Source organism: Arthrobacter sp. MYb227 (assembly GCF_002975435.1).
In the GTDB taxonomy this organism is placed as follows: Bacteria; Actinomycetota; Actinomycetes; order Actinomycetales; family Micrococcaceae; genus Paeniglutamicibacter.
In genome coordinates this window covers 140,973-163,569 of sequence record NZ_PCPT01000008.1, presented here as the reverse complement: position 1 = coordinate 163,569, position 22,597 = coordinate 140,973, and the positions used below count along the sequence as shown (strand labels likewise).

The following is a 22,597-nucleotide window of genomic DNA, read 5'->3' as shown; positions in this document are numbered from 1 at the left end:
TCAAGTTCCTGCATGATCTTGCCGTTACCGCGCACCGGGCCATCGAGGCGCTGCAGGTTGCAGTTGACCACGAAGGTCAGGTTATCGAGCTTCTCGTTGGCGGCAAGCTGGAGGAAGCCACGTGATTCTGGCTCGTCCATTTCGCCATCGCCCAAGAAGGCCCAGACGTGCTGGTCACTGGTGTCCTTGATGCCACGGTTCTGCAGGTAGCGGTTTGACTGCGCTTGGTAGATCGCGTTAGCCGGACCGATGCCCATCGAGACGGTGGGGAATTCCCAGAAGTCCGGAAGTGAGCGCGGGTGCGGGTAAGACGGAAGTGCATGGCCCTTGCGGGACTTTTCCTGACGGAAGCCATCCATGTCTTCTTCCGAGAGACGACCTTCAAGGAAGGCTCGGGCATACATACCCGGTGAAGCGTGGCCCTGGAAGAAGATCTGGTCTCCGCCGCCTTCATGGTTTTTACCACGGAAGAAGTGGTTGAAGCCCACTTCGTACAGGGTTGCGGCGCCGGCATAGGTGGAAATGTGTCCGCCTACCCCAACTCCCGGGCGCTGGCCGCGGTGCACCATGACCGCTGCGTTCCACCGCGCAAAGGCACGGTAGCGACGCTCAATGGCCTCATCGCCCGGGAACTCTGGTTCCTGATCAACCGGAATGGTGTTCACATAATCGGTGGTGTGCACCAGCGGCAAACTCACGCTTGCCTGTCCGGCTCGGCTCATCAGCGAGGTCATAATGCCTTCGGCAGTCTGGGTGCCGCGAGCCTGAACCATTGCGTCGAACGATTCGAGCCATTCGGAGGTTTCTTCCGGGTCGAACGAGGACGCTTGGGAGAACGCATCAACGAGGGTCATGGGTGTTTCCTTCGGAGGTGGGACGGGAGTTGGGTGGCCGGTAAGGAGCACCCTCAAAACAAGTAGATATTCCGCTATACGAAACTCTTCTCTCGCATACTAAGATTAAGTGAACGCTGTCACAAGCCCGAATGTCAATCTTGCGTCATCTAACCAGCGTTCATCGACACCCCGCAAGAAACAAGAAGCCAGTAAAGAAACTCGATGAGCACCTTCCTCACCTCTCCACGTCACTCACCTGCACAAGGCTGTGTTCGGGCACTATGCTCATGATCAATCAGCGAACCCGCAATCCATTGGTTCAGCACTTGCGCCAACATGAGAATCCCGTATCGACAAGGAGCATCAGCCATCATGAGTTCACCACTAGTCCCCAGCCCAGCCCCCATCAACGAGCCACGAACCATTGTTGTGACCGGGGCCGGATCGGGCATTGGTCGGGCGGTTGCCACACGCTTGCTCAGTCATGGGTGGAATGTTGTGTTGGCGGGGCGAAAGGTTGAGCCCTTACGTGAAACCGCTGCGCAACATTCAGCTGCGCTTGTCGTTCCCACAGATGTCACCGATCCCAAAGCGGTCGAGCATCTCTTTGCACAGGCAGTGCGCCATTTTGGTCGGATAGACGTGTTGTTCAATAATGCTGGGGTCTTTGGGCCGGCGGCAAACATTGGAGAATTATCGCCCGAGCAATGGCAGGAAGTATGCGCGGTCAACCTCAGCGGCGCGATGTACTGCGCAGGTTCGGCGTTCAGGCATATGCAGCGCGCCGGTGGCGGTCGAATCATTAATAATGGATCGATCAGCGCCCAGGTTCCGCGCCCGGCGACGGTTGCCTATGCGGTGACGAAGCACGCGATCACGGGATTGACCAAGTCAATTGAACTCGATGGTCGCGAGTATGGAATTACCGCCTCGCAAATCGATATTGGCAATGCGGCTTCCCCCATGATGGCAGATGTCGGAGCAACCTCGGGAGCCTTGCAGGCCGATGGCACGCGGAAGGTGGAGCCCACCTTTGATTTGGAGCAGGCGGCAGCGACCATCGAGTTTATTGCCCAGTCCCCCGCCAATGTTTCGCTCAACCAGGTGACGATAACCGCCGCCGGTATGCCGTTCATTGGCAGGGGTTAGGACTTAGATAAATTCTGCAAAGACTCGTTCGAGTTTATTGAAGCTGGATTCCCACCCTGCACGAGCCGTTTCAATGACTTCAACCGGCAGTGGGCTCTGGGTGACCTTTAGTCGGGTTCCGCCCGGGACATCAAAGAGCTCAACACGCATCTCTATGACCAAATCCAAAGTCATCTCATGTGGCCCATCTTCTCCGACCAACAGCTCGTGTTCACGAACTTCGGTGAACTTGGCCTGTACCGGCGAGGTTTGAGTGGGGTCTTCCAGCGAATGCATGACAAATTGTTGAACCCCGCCCACTCGCGGATCAATGATGCAGGTATCGAGATGGACTCCCCAGCCCTCGGGTCCAAACCATTCGGTAAGGATCTCGGGTTCAATAAATGCGGCCCATAGCGCCGGGCGCGGTACGGAGAATTCGTGTTCGAGTACTAGTTGTCCCATATCCATGCGCACGAGATTATCCTGAAACGTGCTCCGAACCGAATATACGGGCACGTTCGTGGCGCTAAACACCCCGAAACTTGATGACAGGATGGAGTCATGACCGTTCTGAAATCTATTTTGCTCTTTGGTGTTGCCGCTTTGTTGGAAATCGGTGGAGCTTGGATGGTGTGGCAAGGTATCCGCGAGCATCGCGGGTGGTTATGGGTTGGTGCGGGGGCCATTGCCTTGGGACTATATGGTTTTGTTGCAACCCTGCAGCCGGATGCCAACTTTGGTCGAATTCTTGCAGCCTATGGCGGGGTATTCGTTGCCGGTTCACTGGCCTGGGCAATGCTGGTTGATGGGTTTAGGCCGGACCGATGGGATATTGCAGGTGCAGTCATCGCGCTGGTTGGCGTTGGGCTCATTATGTATGGGCCGCGCAGCGCTTAGGGAGCAAAAATAGCAGTACCGGTTTCGTGATCGATGGGCAACGACGTGTGTTCGTGGATGACTTCCCACCTTGCACCATTTTTTGACAGTACAACTGTAAACCTATTGGTTAGTGAGCGCAGCGCTGTCCCATGTGCGTCCAACGCAGTAAAACGCGCAAGTGCAGCGCCAAAAGCCAGTTCTTCGCCAACAGTTGAAAAAACCTCGACAAAATAGACTTCAACTTTTTCGTCGCCGAGGGAACCAAACCAGTGTGTAACCATGGCCCGCCAGGCATCTTGACCGCGGTACTCCTGCTGCGACCAAGCATCAAAAACTCGTACTTCTGGTGCGTAAAGTTTCACGAACGCTTCAATATCTTTGGCTCCCACAGCTGCAACATATGAGGCCATAAACGCTTCAACTGGTTGCTCAAATGAACTCATTTCGCTTCCTTTACGGGGATTATTTGATGGCACGAGATACTTTCTGTTGCTGATGGTACGCCTAGCCGCCACAGGTAGGCTGGGCATATGACTGAGCAACGCACAGATTTCGCTCGCCTGCGGGTCGACGCCGTGCTATTTGATATGGATGGAACCCTCGTTGATTCAACAGCAGCCGTTGAGTCACTCTGGACGGAATTTGCCGTCGAATACGGTTTAGATATTGCCGAGTTGCTGGACTTTTCGCATGGCAGGCAAACCTTAGATACGCTTCGGCGTTTCCTTCCACACGGGCCCAAGGAACTTGCGGCACTGGCTGCGGGCCTTGAAGCCCAGGAAATCACCAACACCGAGGGCATCGTGGAAGTCCCGGGAGCTGCTACGTTCCTTGAATCTTTGGGTCAGACCCCATACGCAGTGGTCACCTCCGCGGGTAGGGCTTTGGCAATTTCTCGTCTGCGTGCCGCCGGGCTTCCAGTTCCCGAAGTGTTGATCGCCGCCGAAGATGTGCTGGCTGGGAAACCCTCGCCCGAAGGCTACTTGTTGGCGGCGTCCGCCTTAGGTGTTGATATCAGCGACTGCGCCGTCTTTGAAGATGCTCCGGCAGGACTGCAGGCAGCAGTGATTTCCGGTGCACAAACCATTGTTGTGGGAACCTATGAATCAACGCTGACCAGATCCCTGGCCCGGATCGGGGATTACACGCAGCTGAGCTTTGAGCACGGATTGCTCCACGGGCATAAAGGTAGCTAAACCACATTGGCATTACCGCCAAGTAGGCCTTGAATTTAACCCTGTTCCAGTGTTGCACTATGTCCCATGGAAAACACCGAGAATACGGTACTGGCCATCGGAACCAAGAAGGGCCTGTGGCTGGCCCGCAGCAATAATCGCACCGATTGGTCGCTGCAGGGCCCGTTCTTCACCACTCTTGAAGTCCCCTCCGTGGCCATCGATACTCGCGGCGGGCGAACCCGGGTTTTTGCCGGGGTCAATGATTGGCATTGGGGACCAACCGTTGTCCACAGCGATGATCTGGGGGCCAACTGGTCCGAGTCCGAGCAGGGAGCAGTGAAGTTCCCAGCCGATACCGATACCGCGCTAGGCCGTGTGTGGCATATTCGCCCGGATACCGCCGAGCGTCCAGATGTTATCTGGGCCGGGTGTGAACCAATCTCAATATTCAAATCCACCGATGGTGGGGAGAACTTCACGCTGAATCGGGGGCTTTGGGATCACCCGCACCGCAGCGAATGGGGCGCTGGTTTTGGTGGGGCCGCAGCACACAGCATCGTGCCGAATGCCGCAGATTCAAATATCATCCACGTGGCCATGAGCACCGGTGGCGTCTATCGAACCAATGATGGGGGCGACTCATGGGAACCAAAAAATAAGGGAATTGGTGCAGATTTCTTCCCCGATCCCGAACCAGAATTTGGCCAATGTGTTCACCGGATCACCGCAGATGCACAAAATCCCGACCGGCTGTACGCGCAAAACCACGGAGGTGTCTACCGCACCGACAATGCCGGAGATCAGTGGGTGAGCATTGCCGGTGGATTACCCGCAGATTTTGGATTCGTCTTCCTCGCGCACCCGCGCACCGCTGGCACCGTATGGACCATCCCGCTCAAGGGTGCCGAAGAACGAAACCCGGTGGGTGGGCGGCTATCTGTCTACCGTTCGAAGGATGCCGGGGAAAGCTGGGAAGAACAACACGAGGGACTCCCAGAACCCGACTACAACGCGGTACTGCGTGACGCTGCGGCAGTTGACGATCATCCGGATTCGGTTGGCGTGTACTTTGGCACCCGTGGCGGAGAAGTGTTTGCAAGCAATGATGAGGGTGAGCACTTTGTTACTGTGGCCAGCCGGCTTCCCGATGTACTCAGCATTCGTGCTGCTGTGGTCGTTGGGGTTTAGGAATGCACGCCATCATTATCGAGGTTCCCTCTGTACTGGCAACTACGTTGGGCGGGAACCGCAAGCTCGAGGCTCATATTCCCACTGGTGCAAGTATTGGCTCCTTGCTAGACGATTTAGGCGAGGCATATCCACTCTTTGCCCGGCGCGTGCGCGATGAGCGAGGTCAGGTTCGCAGATTCGTGAACATTTTCATTGATCACGACAATATCCGTGCGTTGCAGGGGCTTGATACCGTGCTACTGCCAGGTTCTACCGTCATGATCATGCAATCGGTAGCCGGCGGATAGAAAACAACAAGTGGTGAGACAGGTGCGCAACAACGACTAGCGTTGATGGGGAAACCCCGCGCAAGGAGAATTGCATGCCATCAACACCGGCCCAGAGGCGATTAGCACCGCTTGCTGACTACCTGACTCATCATCATGCGCGGTTGGATTCGGTAATTGCCAATCTCCCCTCGGCAGCTTTCTCCTTCGTGATGGCCACCGGAATTCTGTCTACCGGTCTTGATCTAGTTGGACAAACCTTTCTTGCATGGATTTTTTTCTGGATTGCAGTTATCGCCGGAGCGCTACTAACCATTGCCATTTTTTGGCGCGGCATCGTTCATCCAGCACGACTCGTCTCCGATTTGCGCGACCCGGCAAAATCCTTTGGATTCTTCACAATTGTCGCCGCCGCCAATGTCTTGGGATTGCACTATGACATGGCAGGCAACGCGGCTGTCGGCAGAATATTGGCGGTTCTTGCCGGAATCATCTGGTTCGGCTTGAACTACGGAATTCCGGCTTCAATGTTGCTACGCAAACAGCAAAGCCCAGTCCTTCACTCGGCAAATGGTAGCTGGTTCTTATGGGTAGTTGCCACGCAATCGATGGCTACCGCTCTTGCCGTGGTGGGAGAAACTACAACCACTCAATTTGTTGGGGCAGCTGCCACCGGTATGTGGGGCATAGGTCTGATGTTGTACATGATCATTGGCACGCTGGTGACACTGCGCTTATTGGTGGTCCCCAACCGACCAGAAAATCTGAGCCCCACCTACTGGATCTTCATGGGTGCCACCGCTATTACGGTACTCGCTGGTGCCAAAGTCTTGGCAATGCCCGCCGAGTTCCCGGCTGCCATTAGTACTACCCAATTTGTCTCTGGGGCTTCCTATGTTTTGTGGGCGGTCGGCATGTGGTGGATTCCGTTGCTCTTGATCTTTGGCATTTGGCGGCACGGTATTAAACGCTTTCCCTTGCGTTATGAGACAAGCCTGTGGGCCATCGTCTTTCCGCTGGGTATGCTCTCGGCGGCAACAATATTTTTTGGTACCAATGAGGATATTTCGGTCATGGTTCTCACCGGCCAGGTAGGCGTATGGATTGCCGCTGTTGCTTGGATCTTCACCACCGCACTCATGATCCAGCGTTACATCGCATGGCTTACCGAAGGCCGGGGACTTACAAGAAGCAGCTAACGCTCCGAGGCTCAGGAACATCCTCGCCTGTTGAGCGCTCCGGCATTAGTCTTAGGAGCATGAGCAACATGGAAACTACACCGGAAGAACTGGTCTGCAGCGACCATCATGCCTGTGCCGGCATTGAACTACTAACCCCTCGCAACGTTCCGCTCGGCGGACCGCGCGCCATGGACGTTCGCCGTACCTTGCCGCAGAAACAACGTAGCCTCATCGGTGCTTGGTGTTTTCTAGACCACTATGGTCCGGACCCGGTGGGAGATACCGGCGGCATGCGCGTCCCACGCCACCCACACACCGGACTTCAAACAGTTTCATGGTTGTTCACCGGAGAAATTGAGCACCGCGACTCCGCAGGATTCCACGCAATAGTGCGCCCCGGCGAAGTTAATCTCATGACCGCTGGACGTGGCATCAGCCACTCCGAATTCTCCACACCAGAAACCGCTGTATTGCATGGGGCTCAGCTCTGGGTGGCCTTACCCGATAGTGCCCGGCACGTTCTCCCGACGTTTGCTCACCACAAACCAGAACCTATGGGAAACGATCAATGGGAGGTGCGAGTTTTTCTAGGTTCGCTCAGCGTTTCCGAAGGTAACGGGGCCGATCATTATTCGGTGTCCCCGGTGACTACTCACACCGAACTTGTGGGTGCCGAAATCCTCATGGAACCGGGTACCCAACTCAGAATTGCACTCAAATCTCACCATGAACACGGAATCCTTCTAGACTCCGGGGCTCTAAAAGTTGATGCAGATGAACTTCCCAAAGACAATCTTGCGTACCTTCCGGTGGGCTACCAGAGCATCACGCTCACCGCTGGTACCAAGCCGGTACGTGCACTTCTCATTGGTGGGGAACCGCTCCATGAGCAGATCCTCATGTGGTGGAACTTCGTTGGTCGCACTCATGAGGAAGTCGTAAAGTTCCGCCAGCAGTGGCAAGCAGAAATTGGGGCAGAGCCCGGGGACGCAAGTAGCAAACGCTTTGGCGACTTCCCCGAAGGAGAACCAGCTGCACTTCCGGCCCCCGTATTGCCAACAGTGAGGTTACGTCCACGCGATTGATGCGGGACTAAGGATTGATCCCCAATATTCAAGGAGGCCACGATGACGCTTGAAACGGAGCTTGGCAGACTGCGCCGTTCCCTGAACGATCGGGCAGCCATGGGAGAGATGCTCGAGGCCAAACGCGAAATGGAACATTTCGTTTCCTTTACAACTCTGCGCGAAGCCACTGCAGCATGTGCTCATTTTGAACGCGCTGGATTCTCGACCGATGATTCAGCGGGCCAAGACGATGAAGGACGATTCCCTATCCGGGTCTATAGGGAACAATCCATGGATGCTCACAGCGCCGAACAGTCTTTGCGCACGGTGTATGACATCAGCGGAAAACACAATGGAGTTTATGAGGACTTTGGTGCGGTGGTTGTCATGCCCGAAGGAAGCCGCCCTCCAGGATTTTTCAGTCGTCTCTTGGGGCGAGAAACAGAAGATGGAGAAAACCCATGGGTGCAACGATCACCATAGAACAGCGTGCCGAGAGAAAACGCTATGCATTGCTGGACGGCGAAAAATCTATCGGGGCCGCCCACTACCGAGATCTTGAAACCGACCACGGGCTTGAGCGTGTCTTCTTCCATACCGTGGTTGATGAGGAATACGCCGGGCAAGGCTTAGCTTCTAAACTTGCCGCTTTTGCGCTACAAAACACCCTTGCGCAGGGACACAAGATCGTTGCCGTCTGTCCATACATCAAGGCCTACGTGAAAAAGCATGCCGAAGAATATTCGGCTCACCTCGTTGGAACAACCAGTGCGCATCTGGAGATCTTGCCCACGGGCTAAGCGTCAACAAATTCTTCGCGTGCCGCTCTTAATCTCCCAGTTCTACGTCGATTTCTTTGGCAGTTTCTCTCAGGATGCTGATGGCTTTGGGACCGACGCCATGCATGCCCAGCAGCACCTTCTCACCGAGCGCCGCAGCTTGTTCAAGGCTTTGAATGCCACGTGCGGCTAGGGCTCTGGTCGCGGGAGCACCGATTCTTGGGAGTTCATGTTCGTTCATGCCTCGAGTGTATTAGATGCTTCTATGGCGGGTTCTGCTGCCGCGACCGGGCGGGTGCGCGGCGTTAGGATGATCAGCACCAGCCCGATCAGGGTTGTAAAGGCGAAGACAGCAACGAACGAATCGTTGCCACTGAATGCTGCAAAGATCAGCCCGCCAGCGGCCAGGGCCAGGGCCGACCCCATGGCATCGGAGATAGCCAGAGCCGAGGAATTAAACCCTTGGTTCAGGGGCGTTGAAAGCTTGATCATGTGCACGTTCTGCCGTGGAAACACCAGGCCCATGCCGGCTCCACCCAGCGCCCAGACACCGATCGCCACGAAGGCCGGCCAATGTAGGGCCGCGGTTCCCCAAACCACGGCAAGGGCGGCCACTCCAAGTACTGCACCGATGAGCATTGCGTGCTCATTGGCCAACGATTCGCCCATGCGGCCCTGGATCGCCGATCCGATTGACCAGAAAATCGCAGCACCAGTTAGCGCCAAGCCTGCCACCGCAGGTGAAAGGTCGAAGCGGTCCATCAAAAGGTAAGGTAAATACACCTCGGTGCCAAAGAAGGCGGCAGCGGCCAGACCGCGCACTAGGATCGTGGACGGTAAACCGCGCCCGGCCAGCAGAGTCCTGCGTGGAAACAATTGACGCACGGCAATGAGGACGAGCACGAAAGACAAGAGCATCAGCCAGGTTCCTACCCGAGGCAGATCCGCCAGCAGGTTCATGCCAAGCACAGCCACCGCGGCCAGAGTTGCCCAGCCCAGCGGAAGCCATGCAGTCTTGCTCTCCGGGTTCTCACCACCAGAAAGCCCGCGCAGTGATGGAACCACCGCCAGAATGGCCAGTGCCACGAGCCCGACCACCCCTAGGAATACCCAACGCCACCCAATGGTTTGCGCGGCAATCCCAGCGGCAAAGGGACCAATCAGGGATGGAATCACCCAAGCAGCAGCGAAAGCCGCAAAGATTTTAGGGTGCAGTCGCGGTGCATAGACACGGGCTACCACCACGTACAGTGCCACGGTTATCGCTCCACCGCCCAGGCCCTGCACCAACCGGCCCAACACTAACACCTGCATGTTCGGTGAAAGACCGCAGATCAACAGTCCAAGCACGAAGATGATTGACGAGGCATAAAGCGGCCCCGTAGGTCCCCTGCGATCTGACCAACCACCTGCGACAACCATTCCAATGACGCCACTGGCCATGGGTGCTGCGAATGCCAGTGCATACATCGAAGCCCCGTCCAGTTCCCTGCTAACCAGCGGCATGACCGTGGTAACGGCCAATGATTCGAAGGCGACCAGAAACACCAAGGAGAACATTCCTAGGGTGACCCATCGGTATCGGGGAGTAAAAAGACCCATCGACAGGGATTCATCGGGGGCGGTTGCAGGCAACGACATGGTTAGAGCTTAAAGCCTGCACTTTTCTTCCGCGGCATCGGCCCATGTAAATTCTTACCCTCAAGGGTTTTTCTAAGTTTCTTGTATGCCAACATGCGGCCGGTCGCCGGTAGGCTTGCCGGCATGCAATTCTCCCAAGAAATCACCGTGAACCTGCCGCGTGAGCGATTCATTGAACTCTTCGATGATCCCGATAATCTCAAGCTATGGCAGCAGGGGCTGCTTTCCTTTGAGCCGGTATCGGGCACTCCCGGAGAACCCGGAGCAGTTTCTCGTTTGCTCTACAAACAGGGCAAGGGAACCATGGAAATGCTTGAGACGATTACTCGCCGTGAGCTACCCGAAGCATTCGATGGAACCTATGATGCCAAGGGTGTCCATAATATTTGCAAGAACGAGTTCCACGACCTAGCAGGTACCGCGACGCGCTGGGTTGCCCACAATACCTTCGAGTTCAGTGGGTTCATGAAGATCATTGGGCTGCTTTTCGGCTCGATGTTCCCCAAACAGTCATTGCGGATGATGAACAATTTCAAAGATTTCGCCGAAAAGCACGGCTAACGCAAAAGTGTGCCGAAGAGTTTTCTCAGCTTGAGGAAACCCTTCGGCGCACCACAAGGCGAGCTAACTACATGCCGCCTTCTTGCGCCATATTGTTGAAGCGCGAGTAATGGCCTTGGAAGGCAAGCACAATGGTCTTGGTTGGGCCGTTACGGTGCTTAGCAACGATGACGTCTGCTTCGCCGGCACGGGCCGATTCCTTGTCGTAAATATCTTCACGGTGCAACAGGATGACCATGTCGGCATCCTGCTCAATTGAATTGTGCACGGCAATACCGTTGGCGATGAAGTTGTGATTGCCAATCACCGTGGCATCAAAGACTTCTTCTTCGCCGTCGGCTTCGATGGACACGATGTTGTCCCAGAAGATGTCGTTGATGGCTTCAACTTGCATCTCGGCATCATCCAGGACCTCGGCCACGCGACTCAACGGCTGGCGCACAGCAGTCTTGAGCGAGCCTTCGTTCTTTGCATCGTTGGGGTTTTGCTCAAGAATTTCACGGACGTTATTCCATACGTGAAGTGGTGCGGCACCCAACTCAAATGCTTCTTGGTTGGTGATGATTGCATCAAGCAATTCCTGTGCCGCGGCGGTGTGATCACCTTCCACGCCGATCCCCTGCAGGAAGCGTTTCTGGTCATGATCACCAACGATTTCCACCATGCAGGTGTTGGTGGTGTGTTGGCTAATCTTGCAGGTAATACCAAAGCGCAGGAGCAAGCGTGCAATATCGTCCGCCATCTTGCGCGAGTGGGCACGATACTGGATCCGTCCGGAGGTACCGTTGACGCTCACGATTCCGGTACTCGCCCACAGCTGACTTAGGAAGAGCGCGATGCTGGCCTTGGGCAGCGCAAAGACGTCCTCGGGAATGAACTTGAGCAAGTCGCCGAGCATTGCCGGGTCATCGTTATCTATCGGGGTTTCGTTCGCGACCGGGGCATTACCAAGGAATCTGGCAATGGTAGTGACCTGTTCTTCATCCCAATCGACCCGCAACGATGGTCCATCGACGTGGCGTGGGATGCCCAGACGGTCGCCGGCTTGCAAATCCCCGAGCGCCTGCCAGCCTTCGTAGGTGAAGAATGGGTGGTTGTCGGTAGCCCGGATGGTACGACCGGAAGCCAGAGTCATCTTGTAGACGGGTTTTACACCGGTGGAGAAGACGTGGGTGAGGTGGCGTTCTACATAGCGCAGGTTGGCATCCAAGGACCAGACAGGAACGTCCTTGGCACCACTAGCAAAGAGCTCACCCATCGTGGTTTCGGCACCGGTATCCGAGCGCAGGACCTTGGTCTCGGCGGTGAGGCAGCCGGATTCACGAAGGTCAGAAACCATTGGCTTCTTATCCGTACGTTGTTCGGAGCCACGGTTTAGCTGTGACAGCGCGATCAATGGAACATCGAGTTCCTTGGCCAGCAACTTGAGGGAACGTGAGAATTCGGAAACTTCTTGCTGACGCGATTCCACGCGTTTACCCGAGCTCATTAGCTGCAGGTAGTCGAGCAGAATGAGCTTGAGGTCGTGCTTCTGCTTCAAGCGACGGCATTTTGCACGAATTTCCATCAGCGACATGTTCGGAGAGTCGTCGATAAACAGTGGCGCGTCGTTGAGGCGCCCCATGGTGGTGGCAATCTTGGACCATTCGTCGTCCTTGATTGCGCCCTTACGCAGGTTTTGCAACGCGATGCTTGCCTCTGCTGAAAGCAGACGCATGGCAATCTCGTTACGACCCATTTCCAGGGAGAAGAAGACCGAGGTCATATTGTGCTTAATGGATGCTGACCTGGCAAAATCCAGTGCGAACGTGGAGTTGTGTGTGGGGATGAAGGCTTCGCCAGCAAGGAAAAGGTGATCTTCATGAGCAACTTGGATACAGCGCACCGGCACCGAAGCAATTGCACGAACATCAGAAATAAAGCGTGAAGTCCGTTTGCTCGTTGCTCGGGTGTCCCGCTCAACGTGGAGCTGTCGCTTTCGCTCAAGAGCAAAAACTGTATCTGAAGTAGCAAATGTTATGACATAACACGTCGAGGACTCTTCGGTATGGCCGTTAACGCGCTTCTCCGACCAGCCAGTTCTGTATCCGAGGGAATGAACAAGTTCACGGAAGTCTGTCGCAAGCTTCAAACTTGTGACCGCAAACTGTGGGCAGCCACTACCGCTGACAGTTCCATCACTATCTAGTAATCCGGCCAGCAGAGCCCGTCGCTGGGCTTCGCTAGACCTAAGATATTCCATCGGAATGTGCTTGTTATTAAGTAGGCCGCTTCTCCTCAAAATCGCTTGCAGGGATCCATGGTCCAATCGACATGGTTCACAACGTAGCCCACCTGAGCATTCCACCCCACAGTCAATGCAGGTTGATTTGGGAACGGGTTCAGAGACGAAGCGTGCCTTTCCTCCACAAGACTGTGAGCAGCTTCGTACGTGCCGAACCTTAGTAGTGAACTCAACACCACAAACCACGCAGTTCTTCTTGAACTCGAAGGACTCTTGCGGCAAGGACACAGCGTAAGTTATTCCTGCAACGGAAGTTACGGTGTATCCCTCAGCTGCTATCCGAGCAACGACTTCTGGATCCGCAGTCGTAACGCGTGAGGCTGCACTAGCTCCATCACCCAACCAAATTCCCAGCGTATACGGTGCAACTGGCAAAGTTGTTTCCGAGAGCTTGAGCGCTTTTGCCGTTGGGACGGCATGATTTAGACGAGCGTCAGCGGTGTCACAGCGTATTGTTTTAAGGATTTCTGCGGTAGTTCGAATGGACCCTACCTTCATAGCTACAGAGCCATTTGATTCTGCTGATTTAGAGTTTCGACGATCAGCTCGCGAGCTAGTTAGCCACTGGTGTTCAGCATCAGCAACAATCACCGATCCATCGTTGAACTCTACCTCAAAACAAGGTCGGTCGAGCATGACGTCTGTTGCAGCGGTAACGGTGGTTGGGGTGCCATCAGCGGCCAAAACTTCATCGCCTACGTTCACTTCACCCATCGTGGTCCAGCCAGTAGGTGTTGGGATCGGTGTATCAAGCGCAAGGGCCTTGCCCACGGCAGGTCGTGCCGCAATAACGATCATCTGACCGCCATGCAGGCCCTGGGTCAGCTCATCGAGTTCGTAGAATCCGGTGGGAACACCGGTGACTCCCTCACTACGGCTGCCCGCGGCTTCAATCTCATCGACGGTACCTTCAATGATGTCGCGCAGTGCCACGTAGTCTTCTGCGGTTCGGCGTTCGGCTACCTTGTAGACCTCGGCCTGCGCTTCGTTAACGATCGCGTCAACTTCGCCGTCCTGGGAGTAACCCAGCTGAACGATCTTGGTTCCGGCGTCAACAAGACGGCGCAGTACGGCTCGTTCGCGGACGATTTCTGCATAGAAGCCAGCGTTGGCTGCGGTTGGTACCGATTGGAGTAACGTGTGCAGGTATGCAGGCCCACCAACACGGGTGATTTCACCGCGTTTGGTCAGTAAGTCGGAAACGGTGACGGCATCCGCGGGTTCGCCACGTCCGTACAGGTCAATAATTGCGTCGTAGATTGCCTCGTGGGCTGGGCGATAGAAATCTATACCGCGCAGTACTTCAACACAGTCGGCGATTGCATCCTTGGAAAGCATCATGCCGCCGAGCACGCTCTGCTCCGCTACTAAGTCCTGTGGCGGTGTGCGTCCGTATTCAGAATCGGACGAAGTTTCCGTGCTGGAAAGCGACATGAATTTTCCCTTCGAGCTTCGCGGGTTCCCGATTTTCCGCGTCAATACCTACTTCAGTGTCTCAGGGCTAGGCGACCATTTGGTACGTTCAATCTCACGTGTGCCAAAAGACACTGCGAGCCTGTGGAAATAGGTGGGGAACACTGTCACCCTAGACCCGATTTGACGCAAACCCAACACCGTTATCCACAGGGGTTGTGCATAACCTGTGAACCTGTCGGCGTGTCTTGTGCACAGACTGGGGAGAAGTTTGTGGATTACTACACTTTATTTCCAAAAACACGCATCTGACTAGGCTGTTTATAGTTTCATGCCTGTGGATACAAAGTAGTTATCCACAGTAGCTTTCGGTGGAAAACATAGTTATACACACAAAAACCCCTAGATTCCGGGGTTAAATGTGAGTTAATTCCAGAGTTACCCACAAACTATCCACAGCTATCCACAGCATGTGTGAAATTCTGGGGATTGTGAAGCTTGATGAGCGCAGGTTGCACTGGCATACTGGCTCGCATGGCCGCCAACAAGACGCTCCCCACACCCGTTGATCCACACGAGTTCATCGCTGCAGTAGCGCACCCCACGCGGCGTGCCGATGCACAAGTTCTACTGGAAATGATGGAAGAGGTCTCGGGCAAGACGGCAACCATGTGGGGTCCAACCATCGTTGGCTTTGGCAGCTACCACTATAAATATGATTCCGGACGCGAGGGAGATGCTCCTGCTATTGGGTTTTCTCCACGATCGGCAAATCTTGCACTCTACGTTCTCACCGGCACCGATGAGTCCCACGAGCTTCTGGCCCAGCTTGGAAAGCACAAGCGCGGCGCTGCTTGCCTGTACGTCAACAAGCTCGCCGATATCGATCTTAACGTGCTCACCGCGTTGGCTCGGCATGGCTATCAGCACACCATGGCGGAACTACACCATCAGGTGTGAGCATTCGTCAGGCTCATCAAACAAAAAATCCTGCTAGGACTCGTCTTCCCCGAAGTGGGTGACAACAAGTCCTAACAGGATCCCTAAGCTCGTTACAGGTGGGCTAGGAAACCAGCTGTCCGCTCGCTAGCCGACGGAATTCCGATCCGTGGAACACCAGTGGTGAATTGGTCTCTTCGTGCGTGTGGTGCCCGTGCACACGCAATAGCACCACATGATGGTCACCTGCCGGGATCTCTTCCTCAACCGAGCAGTCAAGCCACAGGCTTGCCTGCTCGAGGAATAGCGCGCCCTCGTCCGTTGAATCTAGGCGCAGACCTGCAAATCGATCCCCATCTTTTGAAGCGATCTGACGGCAGACCCCTTCATTCTTTTCGCTGAGTACCGAGACGCCAATACGGGCATTCTGGCGCACAACTGGCCAGGTGCGTGAGGTGTTCTGCACCGCGAACAGCACCAGTGGTGGATCCATTGAAACGCCAACGGTGAACGATGAGGCAACAATTCCTTGGGGTTCACCATCAACGATGGCGCAGAGCGCAGCAATACCCGAGGGGTGCTGGGCAAAAACATTTCGTAAGGTATTTGGGGTGAGATCGGTGGCAAGAGTCATGGCTAAGTCTTTCGGCGTCAAGCTCACTTACGCATGAGGGTGCGCGCAATTGCGCATCGCCCAAACGGGTGTGCGGTACTTGCCCTCCAGGGTTCCGGTGGGCCGAATCGTCACCTGGAGCACCCCACTACCGTGAGAGGGTTGCCGGTCAATGAGCCAGGGCTTTGACATTGACACTCTTGATTCATTACCTACGGTATGAGAAAGATTGCGTTCTCGTCAAAGATTGTTGCGACACAATGGGTCACAGAACGTAAGAATCGAAGATTCTACGATCAAATCTGGCTTTTCTTATTTGCTTGCCATGAAATGCGCAAACCAGTGGCCTTGGATGCAAACGCCACACCGGCGACAAAGCTATGGAATAGTATTGGCTTCCGAACGACACGGGCTCCCACCCGAACCTTCTTTGCATTTAACACCAATAGGGCCCCACCGTTGGTAGGACCCTATTGGTTGATATTCCCCTAGTGGGGCACATCAGAAGTGCAGAGAATTACTTCTTTGCGGCTACAACCTGCAGCGAGATGGTTGCGGATACATCAGCGTGCAGACGCACGGTTGCCGAGTAGTTGCCAGTCGACTTGATGTGATCGTTGATCTCGATGTTGCGCTTGTCAACCGAGCCAACACCAGCGGCTTCAACAGCCTTGGCGATGTCATCGGTCTTCACGGTGCCGAAGAGGCGGCCGGTAGCGCCAGCCTTGACGGTCAGCTTGACCGGCTTGGCTGCGATCGAAGCGGCAAGTGCCTGTGCTTCTTCCAAGGACGCGATAGCGCGAGCAGCACGGGCGGCCTTGATCGACTCAACCTGCTTCTCACCGCCCGGGGTCCAGGTGATGGCGAATGAGCGTGGGAGAAGGTAGTTACGTGCGTAACCGGTCTTCACCTCAACGATGTCGCCTGCGGCACCGAGGCCGGTAACTTCGTGGGTCAGAATGAGCTTTGCCATGTTGGTATACCTTCCTTAGCCGCGGCCAGCGCCGGAGTAAGGCAGCAATGCCACTTCGCGCGCGTTCTTGATAGCCTGTGCGATTTTGCGCTGTTCCTGTACGGAAACGCCGGTTACGCGACGGGCACGGATCTTTCCGCGATCCGAGATGAACTTGCGCAGCAATGCTACGTCCTTGTAGTCGATGACAGTGATGTCAGCGGCCTTCAAGGGGTTGGACTTTGGTTTGGGCTTACGGAGTTCAGCCTTAGCCATCGTGGAGCTCCTTAATTCAGGTGGAGCCCGCAGAATTTTCTGCGGGATGGTGAATATTTTTGTTAGAAGGGTGGTTCGTCAGAACCCGGGTTGCCCCATCCGCCGTTGTTTCCTCCGGCAGGAGCGCCCCATGGATCGGCTGCCGGTGCATTCCAGCCGCCACCGTTGTTTCCGCCGGCGTTACCGCCACCGAAACCACCCTGGCCGCCGGCATTGCCGCCGCCGAATCCGCCAGCGTTGCCGCCAGCATTCTGCTGTTGTCCACCAAAGCCGCCGCCACCAGCGTTATTACGCTGAGTGCGAGTGACCTTTGCGGAAGCGTAACGCAACGACGGACCGATTTCATCGATCTCGAGTTCGGTGACGTTTCGCTTTTCGCCTTCCTTAGTTTCGTAGGAACGCGACTTGAGACGGCCCTGGGCGATGACGCGCATGCCCTTAGTCAACGTCTCAGCGACGTTTTCGGCAGCCTCACGCCACACCGACGCACGGAGGAACAGCGTGTCGCCGTCCTTCCATTCATTGGTCTGGCGGTCGAAGGTTCGCGGGGTGGAAGCAATCGTAAAGTTTGCAACTGCCGACCCTGACGGGGTGAAACGTAGTTCTGGGTCACCGGTTAAGTTTCCGATTACCGTAATAACTGTCTCGCCTGCCATTTGAGCCTCCTAAAGTTTGGTTCTACGAAAAGATCGGGGAAGCAGAATTACTCTGCAACGACCTTTGCCTCTTCCGGGCGGGTGATCTTGGTGCGCATGATGGTCTCATTGAGGCCCAGCTGGCGATCAAGTTCCGCGGAAGTTGCGGGGGTAGCGGTGAAGTTAACTACCGCGTAGATAGCTTCCGACTTCTTCTGAATGTCGTAAGCAAGGCGACGACGGCCCCAGATGTCAACGTTCTCGATGGTTCCACCATCGTTACGGACAACGTCCAGGAACTTACCGAGGGTTGGTTCAACGGTTCGCTCGTCGACCTCGGGGTCGATCAGCACCATCAATTCATAAGCACGCATGTGAACCCACCTCCTTTGGGCTAAACGGTCACGGCATTTCCGCAACAGGAGGTTCTTTGCATTTGCTGTTGTCGTTACCCGATTGCCAGGCACGACAGAAACAGCCTCAACTAGTCTAGCGGAAAAACGTCGACTGCCCAGACGAGTTTTGGTTGCATGCATCACGTATCAAAACCACCACGATGCGACTATTGATCCGCACCGATGACTAACCCGTCCTTGACCAGCAAAGACAGCAGACGGTCGGCAAAAACCGGGGCCAGTGTGTGCATGTAGGTGTCAGAAATATGGTGTTTATCCCTGTAGACAAGCACGTTTCCGATCACTGCCGGGCAGGTTCCAGCCACACAAAATTGATCATTGAAATTCAAAGTATCGACTCGGGGTTCGAGGGCCGCCGCCGCGCTAATGTAGTCGTTGGCTTCAAACCCCTTCTCTTGCGGGGTATCGCATTCCGCAAGATGCTCGGCCCGTGCCACCACACAATCACGTGCATATTCTTTGGTTGCCGGGCGTGGGGTATCAATGATCGGGTACACCCTAATTCCCGCGTCCTCAAGCGTTTTCCAGTACTGAGAAAACCCAGCCTCGGGATCTTGTCCAAATGTTGATCCCGACCAATACGCGGTAAGCACCACGTCAATGTCTCCACGCTGCAAGATTTTTGCCATGGTTTGCCCGTTGGCTTCGGAACAGGAAATACTTCCGGACTCTTCGGCCTTGCGCTTTGCCGCGGTGAATGGACAAGAATTCTTCAGATAGGTGAGAATCTTCCAACCATTGGTTTTCGCACTATCTTCGAGCGCCTTGAACCAGTGGGTGGCATGAGAGTCACCCACTAGGGCAATGGTCAGTGTTCCGGCGTTGTCCCCAAAGGTACATTCCTTGGTGTGTGGCGACTGTGGCTTTTGCACACAGTCCCCCAGCTCCGGGAGATCTTGTGCGGCCAAAGCGGGAACCGGCACGATCTGCCGCGCCTCATCGGTAAAGCTCGGAGCACCTAAGGGAATAGACGCGGCACCAAATCCATTCGGCGGCTGCGCCACGAGCTGCGCCGCGCTGCGTTCCTGAACCACTAATTGCCGCTGAGCAATATTTCCCGGAACCAGTGTCAGCCCGGCAACGATCGACACCGCAAGAACACCCGCTCCCAGTGCTTTCCCGTTGGAGAGAGCCAGGGGTTTGAACCGTCGGGCAGGATTTTCAACCCCGTAGTAGCTGGCAGCGGCGAGGAATACCGAAAGCAAAAGTAATCCGACGCTTTCCAAGGGGCCGGGTCCTGAATGCCGCAACATTAGGAAAAAGATCAGCACCGGCCAATGCCACAGGTACAAAGAAAACGAAATGTTGCCAAACCATTGCACTATTCTTAGATCGCTGAGCCAGCGTAACGAAAACGGGCCGGAACTTTCTCCGGCAAGAATTACCAGCACGGTGCCAAGTACCGGAAGAATCGCGGCAATTCCGGGAAACGGTGTTTGTGGGCCGTAGGCGAAGGACCCTATGCCAATGGCAAGTAAGCCTCCAAGCGCAAGTAGCGATCGAGTATGCCGGCCGGCTAGCCACGAGTTTTTCGTGATCGTGTTTCCGGAATCCGGTATTGCCATGCAAACGGCAAGTAAGCCTCCCGCCGCAAGTTCCCACACACGAGCCTGTGTCACAAAGTATGCCGCCGGATTTCCGGAGCTCACGAGGAAGAATGCGTATGCCAACGAACCTAGGATCAGCAGCGAAAAGCTGATGATCAAAGTCGTGCGCGGCAGAACCCGTGTCGTCTGCCTACGCCCAATGGGGAAACTCTTTCTTGCGCTTACTTTTGAGCCAAGGCTTAGCACTCCAAGCATGAGCACGGGCCAAAAAACATAGAACTGTTCTTCAACACCTAGCGACCAATAATGTTGCAGCGCCGTGGGATTCGCATCCGCGGCCAAGTAATCGATGGAATTGGCCGCAAGCAACCAATTTTCAAGTGAAAAAGTGGAGGCCAGGGCCGCAAAGCCCACCTCCTGCCACTGCGTGCTAGGCATCAGCATCAAGGCCACGGCCAGCACCACGATGATGACCAGCAACGCCACCGGCAAGATTCTGCGCACTCGGGCCGCCCAAAATGCAGTCAGACTAATGCGTCCACTGGTGCGCCATTCACGTAGTAGATGCCCGCTGATCAAGAATCCGGAGATCACAAAGAAAACATCAACACCGACAAAACCTCCGGGGACAAGTCGTGGTTCTAGGTGGTAGGCGACCACCAAAAGCACCGCAAGTGCCCGCAACGCTTGTACTTCGGGAAGGAATCGGCGCTGAGCCATGGTGGGTGGGTTCATGCATCGGATCAGAACACACCAGAGTTAACGACCGATGAATCCTCGATTGCTTCTTAACGCTAAGCACACGTGCACTCGAAGTCAGGAACCAACTGTGGGACGTACATCGGGTGCAAGAATCGACATGAAATGAGCATCAACGAAACGTCCGTCAAAGATCAAAGCATCGCGGCGAGTTCCTTCAAACGTGAATCCTGCGCGTTCATACACATGCACCGCACGCGGATTAAACGCAAAAACCTCGAGTTCTATCCGGTGCAGTTCGGTGGTGGTGAATGCATAATCCAAGATGAGCGAGATTGCTGCGGTTCCCAATCCTCGGTTGCGGCCCTGGGCCCCAATGAGTATTCGGAAACCCGCTACCCGATTGGCCTCATCCAGGTCATTGAGCACAATTTCTCCCACGCAGAGCCCGCTGACGGGATCAATCACCGCTAGATCCAATCGATCGGCTTGCTCATTGCGGGTGAGGTACCAGTTGCGCGTTGCGTGATCCAGCACCGGATGCGCGCTATTTGCCGCCATGGTGGAATTGACCGACCCGGTCAGCTTGAGGACTTCAGGGTCGGACAATATCTGCCCCAGCGACTCTAGGTCTGCTTCGATAAAAGGGCGCAGCAACACCACGGCATTGCCTAGGCTAGGTTTGCTTGAGAAGTCGATGCTCATCTGTTTATTTCAAACCATCCATTCATTCCAAACTCCTATGCGGCGAAGAAAGCCGCTGCCACCTTGGTCAAACGTAGCGGATCTTCAACACCACATAGCTCGCGTGCCGAGTGCATCGACAAGAGGGGGATCCCCACATCAACCGTGCGAATACCCAGACGCGTGGCGGTCAGCGGGCCGATGGTCGATCCGCACGGCATCTGGTTATTTGAGACAAATTCCTGGTACGGCACCTGCGCATGTTCACAAAGGTTCGCGAAGAGCGCGGCCCCCATACCATCCGTTGCATAACGCTGATTGGCATTGATCTTCAGGAGTGGCCCCTTACCCAGCAGCGGGTGATTCGCCGGATCGTGGCGACCCGCATAGTTGGGGTGTACCGAGTGCCCCGCATCCGCGGAGAGGCAGAAAGAATTCGCGTAGGCGCGGTGACGATCTTCGAGACTCCCACCCAGGCCATGCCCGATGCGTTCGAGGATGTCTTGTAGGAATGGTCCGCAGGCGCCGGACCGAGATTCCGAGCCAATTTCCTCGTGATCGAAGGCCGCGAACAGCGCGATATGTTCACCCTGAGCGTTTTCAGCGTGTTCGATCATTGCAACTAGCGATGCGTGTACCGAGGAAAGGTTATCCAGGCGTCCGGAAGCAAAGAATTCATTGTTCCCGCCAAAGACTTCTCCGCGCTGTGCATCGGCAATGACCACGTCATAACCGCCGATCTGGGATGCATCCACGCCTGCGGATTCTGCCAGCACCGCAAGGACATCTGCCTCGGCGGGGTTGCCAATCCCCCAAACCGGGTTCATGTGCACCTGCTTATCAAGGGTCAACCCGTCATTAACACCGCGGTCTAGGTGGATGGCCAGCTGTGGGAAACGAAGCATGGGCGCGGTGCGCGCCAGCACCTGGGTACCGTCCTTGAGCACCAAACGGCCAGCAAGAATCAGTTCACGGTCAAGCCACGAATTCAGTAGCGGTCCACCATAGACTTCTACACCCACCTGCAACCAGCCATGGGCACCGGTGGTCGGCTTGGGCTTGAGCTTGAACGATGGAGAGTCGGTGTGCGATCCAAGAATATGAAAACCGCTGGTAGCCGTCGCGGATTCCGGCTGCACCCAGGCAATGATTGCGCCATCGCGGATCACAAAGTATTTTCCGGTAGCCAGTGTCCAAGCATCGTGTTCTCGTAACTTAGTGAAACCGGCAGCTGATAACCGGCGCGCGGCTTCGGCCGAGGCGTGGAACGAAGACGGAGAAGCCGCCACAAAGGAGGCGAGATCGTTGATGTGCTCTAGTGCTGCTGCGCTGGGCATTAAATACTTCCCTTGCTGTTGAGCCGGAGACTGGCCCGGCTACGAGTAAAACATGGTGGAACCCAAAATTCGTGGCATCCCCAAAGCCTGGG

24 protein-coding genes, 1 pseudogene and 1 riboswitch are annotated in these 22,597 nt (G+C 55.4%); of the genes and pseudogenes, 11 read left to right on the top strand and 14 right to left on the bottom strand.

Annotated features, from left to right (window positions below; all coding sequences use genetic code 11):
• Window positions 1–854, bottom strand: a pseudogene (locus tag CQ018_RS15220) (pyruvate dehydrogenase (acetyl-transferring), homodimeric type); the annotation flags it as partial.
• Between the two features lie 354 nt (window positions 855–1,208).
• Between CQ018_RS15220 and CQ018_RS15215 the strand changes: the two are divergent.
• The gene (locus CQ018_RS15215) at window positions 1,209–1,985 is read left to right on the top strand and encodes an SDR family oxidoreductase (protein WP_105550866.1); all 777 of its coding nucleotides are present in this window, start codon (window positions 1,209–1,211) and stop codon (window positions 1,983–1,985) included.
• Between the two features lie 3 nt (window positions 1,986–1,988).
• Here the strand turns inward: CQ018_RS15215 and CQ018_RS15210 are convergent, their stop codons facing one another.
• On the bottom strand, window positions 1,989–2,435 hold the full coding sequence (locus tag CQ018_RS15210; RefSeq protein WP_258142641.1) for an SRPBCC domain-containing protein: 447 nt from the start codon (window positions 2,433–2,435) through the stop codon (window positions 1,989–1,991).
• Window positions 2,436–2,528: 93 nt separating this feature from the next.
• Here CQ018_RS15210 and CQ018_RS15205 point away from each other — a divergent pair, with 93 nt between their 5' ends.
• A complete protein-coding gene (locus tag CQ018_RS15205; RefSeq protein WP_105550877.1) occupies window positions 2,529–2,864 on the top strand; it encodes a YnfA family protein in 336 nt (111 codons plus the stop codon).
• Here the strand turns inward: CQ018_RS15205 and CQ018_RS15200 are convergent.
• Complete coding sequence (locus CQ018_RS15200; RefSeq protein ID WP_181149917.1) at window positions 2,861–3,322, bottom strand: nuclear transport factor 2 family protein; 462 nt, start codon at window positions 3,320–3,322, stop codon at window positions 2,861–2,863. The two genes, CQ018_RS15205 and CQ018_RS15200, sit on opposite strands and share 4 nt — an antisense overlap.
• A 54-nt stretch (window positions 3,323–3,376) precedes the next feature.
• On the opposite strand from CQ018_RS15200, the gene CQ018_RS15195 reads away from it, so the two are divergent.
• The 7 genes from CQ018_RS15195 to CQ018_RS15165 all read left to right on the top strand — a co-directional run bounded on the left by CQ018_RS15195 (window position 3,377) and on the right by CQ018_RS15165 (window position 8,529).
• Entirely contained in the window at window positions 3,377–4,042 is a 666-nt protein-coding gene (locus CQ018_RS15195; RefSeq protein WP_258142638.1) for an HAD-IA family hydrolase, read from the top strand.
• A 66-nt stretch (window positions 4,043–4,108) separates the two neighbouring features.
• Window positions 4,109–5,212 (top strand): glycosyl hydrolase, encoded by a 1,104-nt coding sequence (locus tag CQ018_RS15190; protein ID WP_105550863.1) that lies wholly within the window; start codon window positions 4,109–4,111, stop codon window positions 5,210–5,212.
• Between the two features lie 2 nt (window positions 5,213–5,214).
• Complete coding sequence (locus CQ018_RS15185) at window positions 5,215–5,502, top strand: MoaD/ThiS family protein (protein ID WP_105550862.1); 288 nt, start codon at window positions 5,215–5,217, stop codon at window positions 5,500–5,502.
• A 74-nt stretch (window positions 5,503–5,576) separates the two neighbouring features.
• Entirely contained in the window at window positions 5,577–6,680 is a 1,104-nt protein-coding gene (locus tag CQ018_RS15180; RefSeq protein WP_105550861.1) for a tellurite resistance/C4-dicarboxylate transporter family protein, read from the top strand.
• 59 nt (window positions 6,681–6,739) lie between these two features.
• Window positions 6,740–7,747 carry a pirin family protein gene (locus tag CQ018_RS15175; RefSeq protein WP_105550860.1) on the top strand — a complete coding sequence of 336 codons (1,008 nt, stop codon included), beginning with the start codon at window positions 6,740–6,742 and terminating at the stop codon, window positions 7,745–7,747.
• Between the two features lie 42 nt (window positions 7,748–7,789).
• On the top strand, window positions 7,790–8,212 hold the full coding sequence (locus CQ018_RS15170) for a ribonuclease E inhibitor RraB (RefSeq protein WP_105550859.1): 423 nt from the start codon (window positions 7,790–7,792) through the stop codon (window positions 8,210–8,212).
• Window positions 8,191–8,529 carry a GNAT family N-acetyltransferase gene (locus tag CQ018_RS15165; protein WP_105550858.1) on the top strand — a complete coding sequence of 113 codons (339 nt, stop codon included), beginning with the start codon at window positions 8,191–8,193 and terminating at the stop codon, window positions 8,527–8,529. The genes CQ018_RS15170 and CQ018_RS15165 overlap by 22 nt, the downstream gene beginning before the upstream one ends.
• A 28-nt stretch (window positions 8,530–8,557) precedes the next feature.
• Here the strand turns inward: CQ018_RS15165 and CQ018_RS15160 are convergent, their stop codons facing one another.
• Together CQ018_RS15160 and CQ018_RS15155 are read right to left on the bottom strand one after the other, a co-directional pair.
• Window positions 8,558–8,749: a DNA-binding protein gene (locus CQ018_RS15160; protein WP_105550857.1), complete on the bottom strand. Its 192-nt coding sequence runs from the start codon at window positions 8,747–8,749 to the stop codon at window positions 8,558–8,560.
• Window positions 8,746–10,149 (bottom strand): MFS transporter, encoded by a 1,404-nt coding sequence (locus CQ018_RS15155; protein WP_374954209.1) that lies wholly within the window; start codon window positions 10,147–10,149, stop codon window positions 8,746–8,748. The genes CQ018_RS15160 and CQ018_RS15155 overlap by 4 nt, the downstream gene beginning before the upstream one ends.
• A 123-nt stretch (window positions 10,150–10,272) precedes the next feature.
• On the opposite strand from CQ018_RS15155, the gene CQ018_RS15150 reads away from it, so the two are divergent.
• Window positions 10,273–10,710, top strand: coding sequence for an SRPBCC family protein (locus CQ018_RS15150; protein WP_105550874.1), 438 nt, complete (start codon window positions 10,273–10,275; stop codon window positions 10,708–10,710).
• 67 nt (window positions 10,711–10,777) lie between these two features.
• Here CQ018_RS15150 and dnaB read toward each other — a convergent pair whose 3' ends face one another.
• On the bottom strand, window positions 10,778–14,428 hold the full coding sequence (gene dnaB, locus CQ018_RS15145; protein ID WP_105550856.1) for a replicative DNA helicase: 3,651 nt from the start codon (window positions 14,426–14,428) through the stop codon (window positions 10,778–10,780).
• Window positions 14,429–14,941: 513 nt separating this feature from the next.
• On the opposite strand from dnaB, the gene CQ018_RS15140 reads away from it, so the two are divergent.
• Window positions 14,942–15,367: a DUF1801 domain-containing protein gene (locus CQ018_RS15140; protein WP_105550855.1), complete on the top strand. Its 426-nt coding sequence runs from the start codon at window positions 14,942–14,944 to the stop codon at window positions 15,365–15,367.
• A gap of 103 nt (window positions 15,368–15,470) precedes the next feature.
• Here CQ018_RS15140 and CQ018_RS15135 read toward each other — a convergent pair whose 3' ends face one another.
• From CQ018_RS15135 to CQ018_RS15100, 8 genes are all read right to left on the bottom strand, one after another.
• The gene (locus CQ018_RS15135; RefSeq protein ID WP_105550854.1) at window positions 15,471–15,980 is read right to left on the bottom strand and encodes a flavin reductase family protein; all 510 of its coding nucleotides are present in this window, start codon (window positions 15,978–15,980) and stop codon (window positions 15,471–15,473) included.
• 70 nt (window positions 15,981–16,050) lie between these two features.
• A riboswitch (SAM riboswitch) is annotated at window positions 16,051–16,165 on the bottom strand.
• A gap of 311 nt (window positions 16,166–16,476) precedes the next feature.
• The gene (gene rplI / locus CQ018_RS15130) at window positions 16,477–16,932 is read right to left on the bottom strand and encodes a 50S ribosomal protein L9 (RefSeq protein ID WP_105550853.1); all 456 of its coding nucleotides are present in this window, start codon (window positions 16,930–16,932) and stop codon (window positions 16,477–16,479) included.
• Between the two features lie 15 nt (window positions 16,933–16,947).
• Window positions 16,948–17,187, bottom strand: coding sequence for a 30S ribosomal protein S18 (rpsR, locus tag CQ018_RS15125; protein WP_007269381.1), 240 nt, complete (start codon window positions 17,185–17,187; stop codon window positions 16,948–16,950).
• A gap of 62 nt (window positions 17,188–17,249) precedes the next feature.
• On the bottom strand, window positions 17,250–17,843 hold the full coding sequence (locus tag CQ018_RS15120; protein WP_105550852.1) for a single-stranded DNA-binding protein: 594 nt from the start codon (window positions 17,841–17,843) through the stop codon (window positions 17,250–17,252).
• 47 nt (window positions 17,844–17,890) lie between these two features.
• Complete coding sequence (gene rpsF / locus CQ018_RS15115; protein ID WP_105550851.1) at window positions 17,891–18,196, bottom strand: 30S ribosomal protein S6; 306 nt, start codon at window positions 18,194–18,196, stop codon at window positions 17,891–17,893.
• A 188-nt stretch (window positions 18,197–18,384) separates the two neighbouring features.
• A complete protein-coding gene (locus tag CQ018_RS15110; RefSeq protein ID WP_105550850.1) occupies window positions 18,385–20,520 on the bottom strand; it encodes an acyltransferase family protein in 2,136 nt (711 codons plus the stop codon).
• Window positions 20,521–20,601: 81 nt separating this feature from the next.
• Window positions 20,602–21,189 (bottom strand): GNAT family N-acetyltransferase, encoded by a 588-nt coding sequence (locus CQ018_RS15105; RefSeq protein WP_105550849.1) that lies wholly within the window; start codon window positions 21,187–21,189, stop codon window positions 20,602–20,604.
• A 35-nt stretch (window positions 21,190–21,224) separates the two neighbouring features.
• Complete coding sequence (locus CQ018_RS15100; RefSeq protein ID WP_105550848.1) at window positions 21,225–22,505, bottom strand: M18 family aminopeptidase; 1,281 nt, start codon at window positions 22,503–22,505, stop codon at window positions 21,225–21,227.
• Window positions 22,506–22,597: the final 92 nt, after the last annotated feature.